General features: G+C 71.6%; 8 protein-coding genes. 5 read left to right on the top strand and 3 right to left on the bottom strand.

Annotation, left to right across the window (positions count from 1 at the left end; genetic code table 11):
* Nucleotides 1-257: 257 nt before the first annotated feature.
* Together ACH4EB_RS15260 and ACH4EB_RS15255 are read right to left on the bottom strand one after the other, a co-directional pair.
* On the bottom strand, nt 258-1,649 hold the full coding sequence (locus tag ACH4EB_RS15260; RefSeq protein WP_398348121.1) for a glycosyltransferase family 39 protein: 1,392 nt from the start codon (nt 1,647-1,649) through the stop codon (nt 258-260).
* A 268-nt stretch (nt 1,650-1,917) separates the two neighbouring features.
* Nucleotides 1,918-4,860 carry a D-alanyl-D-alanine carboxypeptidase gene (locus tag ACH4EB_RS15255; protein ID WP_398347912.1) on the bottom strand — a complete coding sequence of 981 codons (2,943 nt, stop codon included), beginning with the start codon at nt 4,858-4,860 and terminating at the stop codon, nt 1,918-1,920.
* 248 nt (nt 4,861-5,108) lie between these two features.
* Between ACH4EB_RS15255 and ACH4EB_RS15250 the strand changes: the two genes are divergently transcribed.
* The 3 genes from ACH4EB_RS15250 (at nt 5,109) to ACH4EB_RS15240 (ending at nt 7,615) form a co-directional block, all read left to right on the top strand.
* Nucleotides 5,109-5,882, top strand: coding sequence for a GPP34 family phosphoprotein (locus ACH4EB_RS15250; RefSeq protein ID WP_398347910.1), 774 nt, complete (start codon nt 5,109-5,111; stop codon nt 5,880-5,882).
* Between the two features lie 455 nt (nt 5,883-6,337).
* Entirely contained in the window at nt 6,338-7,204 is an 867-nt protein-coding gene (locus ACH4EB_RS15245) for a helix-turn-helix domain-containing protein (protein ID WP_398347909.1), read from the top strand.
* A gap of 201 nt (nt 7,205-7,405) precedes the next feature.
* A complete protein-coding gene (locus ACH4EB_RS15240) occupies nt 7,406-7,615 on the top strand; it encodes a DUF397 domain-containing protein (RefSeq protein WP_398347908.1) in 210 nt (69 codons plus the stop codon).
* Between the two features lie 189 nt (nt 7,616-7,804).
* Here ACH4EB_RS15240 and ACH4EB_RS15235 read toward each other — a convergent pair whose 3' ends face one another.
* The gene (locus ACH4EB_RS15235) at nt 7,805-8,668 is read right to left on the bottom strand and encodes a hypothetical protein (RefSeq protein ID WP_398347907.1); all 864 of its coding nucleotides are present in this window, start codon (nt 8,666-8,668) and stop codon (nt 7,805-7,807) included.
* A gap of 375 nt (nt 8,669-9,043) precedes the next feature.
* Here ACH4EB_RS15235 and ACH4EB_RS15230 point away from each other — a divergent pair, with 375 nt between their 5' ends.
* On the top strand, nt 9,044-9,829 hold the full coding sequence (locus tag ACH4EB_RS15230) for an SDR family oxidoreductase (protein ID WP_398347906.1): 786 nt from the start codon (nt 9,044-9,046) through the stop codon (nt 9,827-9,829).
* Nucleotides 9,830-10,199: 370 nt separating this feature from the next.
* Nucleotides 10,200-11,792, top strand: a complete 1,593-nt coding sequence (locus tag ACH4EB_RS15225; protein WP_398347905.1) for a sodium:solute symporter family protein — start codon at nt 10,200-10,202, stop codon at nt 11,790-11,792.
* Nucleotides 11,793-11,805 lie beyond the last annotated feature (13 nt).

The following is an 11,805-nucleotide window of genomic DNA, read 5'->3' as shown; positions in this document are numbered from 1 at the left end:
CGGGTACCACGGGCCTGAGCCGGGCACCACAGCCTGAGCCAGGTATCACGGGCCTGAGCCGGGCACCACAGCCTGAGCCGGGCACCACAGGCCTGAACCAGGCACAGCAAGCCTGAGCCGGGTACCACGGGCCTGAGCCGGGCACCACAGCCTGAGCCAGGTATCACGGGCCTGAGCCGGGCACCACAGCCTGAGCCGGGCACCACAGGCCTGACCCAGGCACAGCAGCCCGGGCCCATGAGCACGCCCACCGGCCCTCAGCAGCCCCCGGGCCGGGCGTACAGCGTGACCCGGGCGCCCTTCACGTCCCGTGTCGCGCAGGCCTGGAACGCGGCCCGCAGGGTGGTCCGCTTGGCGATCTCCTGGTCGGTCCGGTCGAGCGGCTGTCCCTTCGCGTCGCCGACCGCGACGATACGGCGGGCCCGCATCATGTGCGCGTGGACGCGGTCGCCGGACAGTTCGGTGCCGTACAGGGTGTGCGAGGCCACCGGGCTCTCGTCGAGCGCGAGGTCCCGCAGGCGGTGGAACTCGTGGGGCGCGGCCGCCGCCCACACCCGGCGCCGGGCGGGCAGGAACAGCAGGCCGTCACCCGGCGACGACAGCTCCCGTACCGCGTGGGTGACGGCGATCGCGTCGTCGGTACGGCTCTGCGGGCTGCGCAGGAAGACGTTCACGGGGACCAGCAGCGCGAGCACCACGACGAGCGCCGCCGACCGGTACAGCACCCTGCGCCGGGTCTGGCCGCGGCGGCCGGACGGGCGCAGCACCCAGTCGAGCGCCGCGCCCGCCAGGAGGGCGAACCCGGCCACGTAGTACAGGACGTAGCGGTCCACGTACATCGGCTTGAGCTGGGAGAGCAGCACCAGCAGCGCCGTGGGCAGGACCAGCAGGGGAAACGCGACCGGCCGCAGGCGCAGCCGCTGCCGGCCCGCACGGGCGACCGGGGCACGGGAGCAGAGCAGGCCGCCCAGCACCAGGGCGATGAAGGTGCCGAGCTGGACGGGGTTGGGCCACTGGAGCCAACTGAGCTGTTCCGACTGCCCCATGCTGAACAGGGCCAGCGGCACCAGGCCGACGATCACCGCGGCCGCCGCCACGCACCAGGCCCGGCGCACCACGCGCGGCAGCCCGGACAGGACGACGGCGGCGCCGTGCGCGGGCAGGACCAGTACGGCGAACTCATGCATCAGACAGGCGGCCAGCGACAGCGCCGCGTACCCCGCCCACAGGCGTCTGCCGGGCCTGGCGGTGGCCCGCGTCAGCAGGTAGGTGGACCACACCACCAGCGCGCAGACCAGCGCGTAGGAGCGGCCCTCCTGTGCGTACTGCTGCACCATCGGCAGCAGGACGAAGACGAGCCCGGCGAAGAGCCCGGCGCGCCGGCCCGCCAGTTGCCTGCCGAGCAGCGTGACCCCGGCAGCGGCCGCCGCCATCGCGACCACGGACGGCAGCCGCAGGGCCACCACACCCCCGTCGAAGACGAGGAACCACCCGCGCATGAGCATGTAGTAGAGACCGTGCACCGCGTCCACGGTCTGGAGGGTCGGCCACAGCTCCGCCAGGGAGCGGTGCGCCATGTCGTACGTGACCGCCTCGTCCCGCCACATGCTGTCCTGCCTGCGGAGCCCCCACAGGCCCAGGACGAGCATCAAGGTGGCGGGGTACAACGCGACGGCCCCCCGCGACGCCCAGATTCCTCTGGCGCGCGCGGGGGACGCGTACGCGGTCTGCGCTACGTCGATGACGGACTCCGCTCCACCGGGCCGGGCCGGACTGTCCGGACACCCTCAGACCGTACGACAGCCGCCGCACACCGGCAGGCGGGGGCCCAGAGCTGTGTCTGAAACCCCGCGCCCACCGGTGCGCGGCGGCCTTACTGCTCGTACGTACGGGGTGTACGGGTCATACGGGTCGTACTCAGCCGATCCGCGTCAGCTTCGCGCCGAAGGTCGGCTCGGTGAGGTTCTTCTGCAGGGCCACGGGGACCGTCATCTTGCCGGGGCCGCTGCCGACACGCAGTTGTCCGACGACCGTGCCAGCCTTCGCCTCGTGCGGTACGGAAGCGTTGGCGTCGATCGAGAACTGCGCCTTGAAGCCGGGCCACCCGACCGCCTTGAGGGTCTCGGTGGCCACTACGGGCGTCTGCCCGCCGACACCGTCGTCGACGTAGCCGACCACGTCCCCCTTCTTGACCACAGTGGCGGACGTCATGGCATCCTGCACCGCCCTGAGCATCTTGTAGCTCCTGTCGAGCACGAGGCGCAGGCTGTTCTCGGCGTTCGGGTCCAAGCCCTTGAAGTGCTGGTCCATCGTCACGCCGACGATGGTCTGCGGCTTGCCGTCGATGGTCCGCTTGGCGGCCCACATCAGCGCGCCACCGGCCGGGCTGCTCGACCCCGTCTTGACGCCCAGGACGCCGGTTCCCTTGATCAGCAGGCGGCTGTTGTTGTTCTCCAGCCGCTCGGGAAGACCGGGCACCTCGGCGTTCGGCATGGCGACGATCTTGCGGATGACCTCGTTCTTCATCACGGCTTCGGCCAGTTTGACCTGGTCGACCGCCGTGCTCTTGGTGGTCTCCTTGAATCCGCTGGGATCGGTGTAGGTGGTGTTCTTCATGCCCAGGGCCTTGGCCTCGGCATTCATCTTGTCGAGGAACGCCCCCTCGGACTGCGAATCCCAGCGCGCGAGCTGCCGGGCGATGTTGTTGCCGGACGGGATGAGCAGCATCTGGAGCATCTGGAACTCCGTGAACGACTGCCCTTCCTTGACGCCCACCCGCGACTCGTCCTCGGCCCCTGATTCCTTGACGGCCTGCGCGTCCACCTTGATCTTCGGTCCCTGCTCACCCACCTTGAGCGGGTGGTTCTTGAGGATCAAGTGGGCGGTCATCACCTTCGCGACACTGGCCGTCGGCACGGGCTTCTGCGGCCCGTAGGTACCGACGTCACCCACCCCCACGACCTTCGCCGCGGCCTGGCCCTCGCCCGGCCACGGCATCTGGAAGCTGCCACCCGCGAAGGTGTACGAGGACTTCTCGCCCAGCCCCAGGGTCGGGTCGGGCAGCGGCCGCACCTGCTGGACGACGACGAAGATGATCGCCAGCAGGACCACCAGCGGAGTCCAGATCTTGAACCGGCGCGCGACGGTGCGCAGCGGGGTCTCGGGCGGCGGCGGGGTGTTGGTCAACTGCGCCAGCAGGTCCAGCGGCGGCAGCGGCTGCTGCTTGGTCTGCTCGGAATCCGGCAGCGCGCCGGGCTGCGCGGTGGCGCCGGGCTGCGCGGTGGCGCCGGGCTTCGCCACCGTGCCGGCCGGGGCCGCGGTGGCGGGTGCCTCGGCGGCACCGGGCTTGGCCTCCGGCTGCGTACCGGTGGCGGCACCGGACTTGGCGGCGGCCTTCGCGCCCCACTTCGTGCCAGGGGTGACGTCCGGCTCGGCAGCCGGCTTCGCGTCCGACTGCTTGCCCGGCTGCGTGTCCGGCTTGTCGTCGGTCTTCGCGGCGTCCTTGGCCGCCTGCTTCCCGCCCTTGCCCGCCTTGCCGGGCTTGTCGCCCCCGACCGGCCGCGGCGACTTGATCGGCTGCGGGTCGGTGGACTTCAGCGCCACGAACTGGCTGGTGCGCTCGCCGTCCGACTCCGCGGCACCGGGAGGCCGTACGGCCTTGATCGCGGTGGTCGGCTGGTCGACGGCGGGCGCGGCCTTGGCGTCGGGCTTCCCGGACTTCTGGGCGTCGGGCTTCTTGGTGTCCGGCTTCTGGGCGTCCGGCTTCTTGGCGTCCGGCTTCTTGGCCTCGGAGCCGGACGTGGTGTCGGCCTTGGCGTCGGACTTGGCGTCGGACTTCCCGGCCTTCGCGGCGCCCGTGACGTCGCCCTTGGCGGCACCTTCAGCACCGCTCTCGGCGTCGGGCTTCGCGCCGCTCTTCGCGTCGGGCTTCGCCGTACCGGCGCCGTCCGCGCCCTTCTGCTTTGCGATCGGGAACACTCGCGTGGCCTCGTCCGCGGGCTCCTTGCCGCCCTCGTCGAAGCTCGGCGCCTTGAAGATCGCCGTCGGCTGGTCGACGGCCTGCGACGCACTCCCGGAGGCGGCACCGGAAGCGCCCTCGCCCTTGGCGGTCGAGCCCTCGGCAGCGGAATCCTTGGGCGCCGAATCCTTGGAGGCGGCGCCCTTGGCGGCACTCGCGGCCGCAGGGCTCCCGGAACCGCTCTTGGCCCCGGGGCCCGCGGTACCGCCCTTGGGAGCGCCCTTCGCGGCGCTCTTGGGGGCATCCTTCGCGGCGCTCCCGGAGGCGCTCTCAGGGGCGCTTGAGGGGGCGCTCCCGGCGGCGCCCTTCGACGCCCGCTTCGCGGCAGGGCTCTTCGCCGCGCCCTTCGCCGCGCCCTTGGCTGCGGCACCGGAACCGGCGTCGGCCGACGCCTCTGTCACCGGCGCCTCTCCCGCCTCAGCCTTCGCACGCGTGTCCTTCTCGGCGCCCTCGCCGGCCCCGGAGGCGCCATCGGCGTCTGCGCCGGAACCGTTCTCGTCGCCGTCGTCGTCCTTGGTCGCCACCCACGCGGCGACCGCTTCCCGCAGCCGTTCGTCCCGGCCCTCGCCCTGCGCACCGGGCTCGTCCGCCGAGCCCGCCACATCACCCTTGTCCGACTTGTCGGCCGTACCGACCTCATCGGCCGCACCGGACTTCCCGGCCTTACCGGACTTGTCCGCCTCGCCGATCCTGCCCGCCTCGTCGGCCTTCGTCTTCCCGGCCGGCTTCTTCGGCTCGGCCGGTGATTCGCGGAAGACTGCGAGCCGCGGATCGCGTTCGCTCCCCGCCGTCTCCCCCGACGACTGCTTCTGCTCCGGCTTGCCGGGGGACTCGCCCGCCACCTATGTCTCCTTCACACGTCCGCGATACGTCGCGCTCTGACTGGCCCAGTGTTGCCAAGTGTCCTGTGTCCGCGAGGCAGGTCCGCACCGCCACGCGAAACGCTGGGCGCCCCGCCCCACAGAAGGCGTCGCCAAGGTGCTAGACGAGAACGACATACCTACAGGTTCCCTGCCTAACCCCCCACGCACTCTCGACAGATGAATGTGAGAGGGGTCACCCTGTCATTCATCCACGCGGGGAGGCATGGATGGGCAGGAGCCGCAGAACAATTCCGGAGGAGCTTCTGCTGCTCGCTTTGGACCCGGCAACGGGAACCACAGCGCAGCCGCAGTCGCTCGACCTCGGTCTGGCCGGGGCCCAGCTCGTGGAGCTGGCTCTGGCCGGACGGATAGCCCCTGACGGGGATCGTATCGCCGTGGTGCTGCCACGGCCGACCGGAGATCCGACTCTGGACTCCGCGCTTGAGTTGCTGCGCCGACGCGGCAGCCCGGTGCGCGCCGTCCACTGGATCGGCGGGCCCCGGCTGGGGCTGCGCCAGACGTATCTCACGCATCTGGAGCGGTGCGGCATGGTCCATGCCGTGGCGGGCCAGATGTGCGGGGTGCTGCCGACGACTCGCTACCAGGCGACGGACACGGCCATCAGCCGGGAGATCAAGAACCGGCTGGACAGTGCGATCCGCACCGGCGTACCGCCGGACCCGCGGACCGCGGCGCTCGCCGCGCTGGCCCACGCGGTCGGTCTCGGCAAGCACCTGTATCCCGGGAACGAGGGGCGCTCCTCGCGCTCCCGCCTCCGGGACCTGATCCGGCACGACCCGATGGGCGGGCTGGTCGCACATGCCGTGATGGATGTGCAGAACGGCGTCGCGGCGCAGCCGCGGCGCGCACCGGTGGCGGCGTCCGGAGCGGGATCCGGGCCGGGAGCGGGCAGGCAGCCCGCGACCCGCGTCGCAGCCGAGCCCGCGGGCGTACCGGCGCAGCCGCGGCACGGGACCATGGCCCGCGTCGGCGCGCGTTGACGTCCCTCGCCGGCGCGCGTTGACGACGAGCCCGGCACCGCACCACCGCAGTACGCACTGAGCGCGAACACACCACGCAGCAACCGCACACCGGTGCGCGTCAGGCGCACCCGTCCACCCGGCGCTCCCCACGACAGGCGCGCGGGGCGACACGAAACCACCGCACGGCCGCACCACCGCACCTACGGCACCACGGCAGCACCGCACCACCCGCACCTCGGCACCACCCGCACCACCCGCACCACAGGAAATCCGCACCACCGTCCCCACGGTCCCGTTCGGGAGCCGCAGCAGGCGCGGGGTGGCGGCCCGGCCGTTCCGGACGACGGCCGGGCCGCCACCCCGCGCGCACGCCCGCTCGCCTTGTGTGTCCATTCCACTGCGCTGCGCGGACCTGGGATGGCAATCTGCTGAGCAGGAGAAATCAGCAGTACGGAGCCGGAGGTGCACGTCCCGTGGCGTCCAACATCAATCCCACCGTCCGGCGGCGCCGGCTGGGCCAGGAGCTGCGCAGGCTCCGCGAGCTGAAAGGCATGACGGCGGAGGAGGTCGCCGAGCGCCTGCTCGTGTCACAGTCGAAGATCAGCCGACTGGAGAACGGCCGCCGCAGCATCAGCCAGCGGGACGTCCGGGATCTGTGCGGGGTGTACGAGGTCGACGACCACCGGGTCGTCGATTCGCTGATGCAGATGGCCAAGGACTCCCGCCAGCAGGGCTGGTGGCACGCTTTCGGCGACATCCCGTACAGCGTCTACATCGGCCTGGAGACCGAGGCGGCCTCGCTGCGGGTGTACGAGTCGCTGCTCGTGCCGGGCCTGCTGCAGACGCCCGGGTATGCCGAGGCCGTCATTCCCGGCACGGTCCCGGAGCTCACGCAGGAACAGTTGGAGAAACGTATTCAGGTGCGGATGCGCCGCCAGGAGCGGGTCAACCACCCCGACACCCCGCTGCGGTTGTGGGTCGTCCTGGACGAGAGCGCGCTGCGCCGTGTCGTGGGCAGTCATCTGATCATGCGCGAGCAGCTCGACCACCTCGTGGAGGTCAGCAAGCTGCCGCATGTGACGGTCCAGGTACTGCCGTACGACGCGGGCGCGCACGCCGGCATGTCCGGCACGTTCTCGATCCTGGAGTTCGACGACGCGGCCGATTCGAGCGTGGTCTACATCGAAGGCGTCACCAGCGATCTGTATCTGGAGAAGACCAACGATGTGCACAAGTACACGATCATGTACGAACATCTGCGGGCCCAGGCGCTGAGCGCGGACCAGAGCCGGGAGTTCATCGCCGCGGCGGCGAAGAAGCACGCGGACAGCATGTCCTGATCACGACGACAGGATGGCTGAATCCAGCATTCCGGAAGAAAGCCCGGCACCGTACACCGCCCTGCGGTCACTTGAAAAGAGATCAAGGAATATGCCATACGGATGGGTGAACTGCTCCTGCCCTCGGTGATGTTGGCGCGTAGCGTCAGGACTACCGAATCCGCGGCAACGCGGTGCAGCTCACAATGAGTCGGAGTGAACATGTCCATCCAGCCCAATTCCGCCTTCTCCTGGACGAAGTCCTCGTACTCCGGTGGCAACGGTGCCTGCGTCGAGGTCGCCGTCCCGGCGCCCGCCGCCATCGCGGTCCGTGACTCCAAGAACCCCGACGGCCCGCGCCTGACCTTCGACACCGCCGCGTGGAGCACCTTCGTGGCGGACGTGCACAAAGGCGCGTACGACCTGGCCTGAGCCGTTCGGCTCCGGTCCGGCCGGGGGTGCGGGTCCCTTCCATGGGCCCTCCTGAACCGGTCACACCGCATGACATGAATCGCACCCCGCATGACGAGTACCACCCAAGAGCCCTCTCGACTGGATCGCCGTCCCGGCCGAGGGGGCTCGGCCTTGCCCGCGGGCCCGCGCGGCTCCCCTCCCCGTGCCTCAGCGCAGCTCGTCCACGTACCGGTCGGTCCCGGGCACCGTGGGGACGAACGGCGCGACCAGTTCCACCCTCCCCGGCCCCGAGGCGGCGACCTCCCCGTCCAGCCCCGTGAACCACGGCTCCCAGCACGCGCGCGGGTCCTCCTGGAGGAACCACAGCAGCGTCAGCCGGGTATCCAGGCCCGCCACCTGCCGCACGTACGGCATCCGGTCGTCCGGCAGCGGCGTGGGCCGGAAGACGGTCACCATGGCCGCGGGCGAGCCCGCCAGCCGGCGTGGCAGCCACTCGTCCGTCAGCCACCGCAGCAGCGCGCCACAGCCCCGCGCGTCGGCCGCGTCGACGACCTCGACGACCAGTCCGGCGTACGGGTGGTCCAGGGCGTGGATGTCGCGCGGGCCGCGGGCGCCGTCCCGGTAGACGGTGGCCCGGTGGTCGTGGAAGGCCGTGAAGACGTGCGTACGGGCGTGATGGATCCGGCCGTCGGCGTTCAGCCGCCGGTTGATGGTGACGGTCCACCGCAGGTGGTCGTCGTAGCGCCCTTCGGTGATCCAGTACGTGGCGAGGTAGCAGCCGGCGGTGACGGGTCGGGCGACGGCGGACCGCGCGGGGTAGCGCAGGAGCTGGAGGTCGCGGGTGGCGACCCAGCGGCGGCCCGCGAAGATCCATGGCATCGCCATCGCGCCGGCCAGGTAGTGGTCGTCCTCGTACCAGCGGTTGTAGGCGTACTCGTGACCGGGATGCGGCTCGACCATGGTGATCAGCGCGTGCCCGGGGCGCACACCGTAGGGGCCGACGGAGGCCAGTTCGGCGTAGGTCCCGCTGCGGGTGTCCGGGGGCTCGGCCGTGCCGGGGTCGTGGGTCATGCCTCTCAGGTGTAGCTGACGTACCGTCAGTTGAGGAGGGGGGCGGCACGCCGAGTGCACACCGGTGGCTCCCCGGCGCGGCCGCCGACGCGGGGCCCGCGCGGCTGCCCTTCGTGACGCATCCGCCGGAGGAGATCCTGGGGGAAGGGGCCTGCGGCGGCCGGCGAAGGCGCTGTCGGCCGCACGGCTTTGGGGGCCCACGGCCGCAGGGGTCCCACGGCCGTCGGGGCCGCACCCCCATAGCGGCCGCTCGGCCATAGAGGCCCCACACCCATGGCCGGCGCGCCCCAAAGTACGTATCCTGACGGTCCGTCACATCCTGTCGCCAGGCGGCGCCTGCTCGCCGTCGGCGGTCGGCCCGGCCGGGAGGCGCGCATGCTGCTGCGGGACAAGGCCGTCGTCATCTCGGGCGTCGGCGCCGGGCTCGGCCATCAGGTGGCGCTGGCGTGCGTACGGGACGGCGCTTCGGTGGTGCTCGGCGCCCGTACGGAGTCCCGTCTGGCCGGGACGGCGGCGCAGGCCGATCCGTCGGGCGAACGCGTGGCCTGGCGGGTGACGGACATCGCGGACGAGGACCAGTGCGGCGCGCTGGCCGCGCTCGCCGTCGAGCGCTTCGGCGGCATCGACGCCCTCGTTCAGGTGGCCGCGCTCGACTCGCACTTCGGCGGGCTGGCGGACGCCGACTTCGACGCCTGGCAGCGGGTCGTGGACGTCAATCTCTTCGGCACGCTGCGCATGACGCGCGCCTGCCTGCCGTCGATGGCGGAGCGCGGCGGCGGATCGGTCGTGCTGATCGGCACCCAGTCGTCGGTCGCCGCGCCGTCCGAGGTGCGGCAGGCGGCGTACGCGGCGTCCAAGGGCGCGCTGGTCTCGGCGATGTACGCGCTCGCGCGGGAGCTGGGGCCGCGCCGGATTCGGGTCAACACCGTGCAGCCGGGCTGGATGTGGGGACCGCAGGTCGAGGCGTACGTGCGGTATGTGGCGCACACCGAGGACGTACCGGAGCGCGAGGTGCTGGACCGGCTCACCGCGCGGATGGCGCTGCCGGAGATGGCGACGGACGCCGATGTCGCCGAGACCGCGGTCTTCCTGGCGTCCGACCGGGCGCGGGCGATCACCGGCCAGTCGCTGCTGGTGAACGCCGGGGAGATCATGCGCTGACAGCGGGCAGGCGCCGCCCGCCCCCTTCCCCACGGGGCCCGCCCCGCGCCCCGAACCGCCGCCCTTCCGGCGCGTCCCCCCGCGCCCCGAACCGCCGCCCTTCCGGCGCGTCCCGCCGCGCCTCGCCCGGCGAAGTGTGTGCTCATCGTGGTGTCCGGCGGCCGTGCCCAGCGACTCCCCCAGAGGCCGAGGGACCGCTAAATCGTTCGCCTAGCTGTCAGTGGTTCACATCCTTGACCGTCGGCACCCTTGACCGGTCATCGCCATGGACGGTTCAATCCCCGAAGCCCCCGCTCGCGCACGGGGCACCGCCCCGCGGACCGTACGGCGAAGTGTCTTCCCGTTCACATGGCGGACCCCTGGAGGGGGCATGAACAGTCTCGACTGGGCCGTGCTCATCGGCTATTTCGGCGTGATGGTCGCGATCGGTGTGTGGTCCCACACACGCGTGGACGACGTGAGCGACTTCTTCACCGCCGGCGGCCGGATGCCCTGGTGGCTGTCCGGCATCTCGCACCACATGTCGGGCTACAGCGCGGTGATGTTCACCGGCTACGCGGGCATCGCCTACCAGTACGGCGTCACGTCCTACGTCACCTGGTCCTTCCCCATCGCGGTGGGCATCGCCATCGGGGCCCGGCTGTTCGCCGGGCGGCTGAACCGGCTGCGCTCACGGCTGCACGTCGCCTCGCCGCTGGAGTACCTCAAGAGCCGCTACAACCTGCCCACCCAGCAGGCGCTCGCCTGGTCCGGCGTACTGCTGAAGATCGTGGACGTGGGGGCCAAGTGGGCGGCGATCGCCACCCTGCTGTCCGTCTTCACCGGCCTCTCCCTCAACCAGGGCATCCTGATCACCGGCGTGGTCACCGGCGTCTACTGCACGGTCGGCGGCCTGTGGGCGGACGCGCTCACCGAACTCGGTCAGTTCGTGATCCAGTTGCTGGCGGGCGTGGCGATGCTGGTGACCGTTCTGGCCGAGCTGGGCGGCGTCGGCGCGCTGTGGACGGTGTGGGACCGGCTGCCCGACAGCCACGCCCGGCCGACGGTCGGGCCGTACACCCTGACGTTCCTGCTGGCGTACCTCTTCATCAAGACCTTCGAGTACAGCGGCGGCATGTGGAACCAGGCGCAGCGCTACATGGCCACCCGCAGCGCCCGCGAGGCGCGGCGTTCGGCGCGGCTGTCCGCGGCCCTGTGGTTCGTGTGGCCCGCGGTGCTCTTCTTTCCCATGTGGGTCGCGCCGCTGCTGGTCAAGGCGGAGAAGCCGGACGCCTCCGACTCGTACGCGCTGCTCACCGAGCACCTGCTGCCGCACGGCCTGCTCGGCCTCGTCATCGTCGGCTTCTTCTCGCACACGATGGCCATGTGCTCCTCCGACGCCAACGCCATCTCCGCCGTCTTCACCCGGGACATCGCGCCCGCGCTGCCGAAGCTGGGCGCGCGGGCCCGCACCTGGTCGCACCGGGCGGGCCTGCTGGCCGCGCGGCTGTCCACCGTCGCCTTCCTGGCCCTGTCGATGGCCGTCGCCACCCAGGTCAACTCGCCGACGTTCAAGGACATCATCACCGTCGTCATCAAGTGGGTGGCCGGTCTGGTGGGGCCGATCTCGATCCCGTTCCTGCTGGGCATGGTGCCGCGCTTCCGCAGGTCGGGGCCGACCGCGGCGCTGGTGTCCTGGGCGGCGGGCCTGTTCGCCTTCTGGCTGACCAACTACGGGCTGACCGGCGTCCGGCTCCAGATCCAGGTCGTCGCGCCGGTGGCCACCTCGCTGGTGCTGTACGTCCTGATCGGCTTCGTCAAGCCGGAGGACACCCCGGAGCGGGACGCGGTGCTCGCCCGTATCAACTCGGGTTCCGACGAGGACGACGACGGGAACGACGGCGGCACGGGTGGCGCGGGCGCCGCCGCCCGCACGACGGCCGGGCCGGTCGGCGGGCCCGGCCACCGTGCCACACCGCGCTGAACCGGACCGGTCC

The sequence above is a fragment of the Streptomyces sp. NPDC018045 genome (assembly GCF_044327445.1).
Taxonomy (GTDB): Bacteria; Actinomycetota; Actinomycetes; order Streptomycetales; family Streptomycetaceae; genus Streptomyces.
This window is presented reverse-complemented; position numbering and strand designations above follow the sequence as displayed.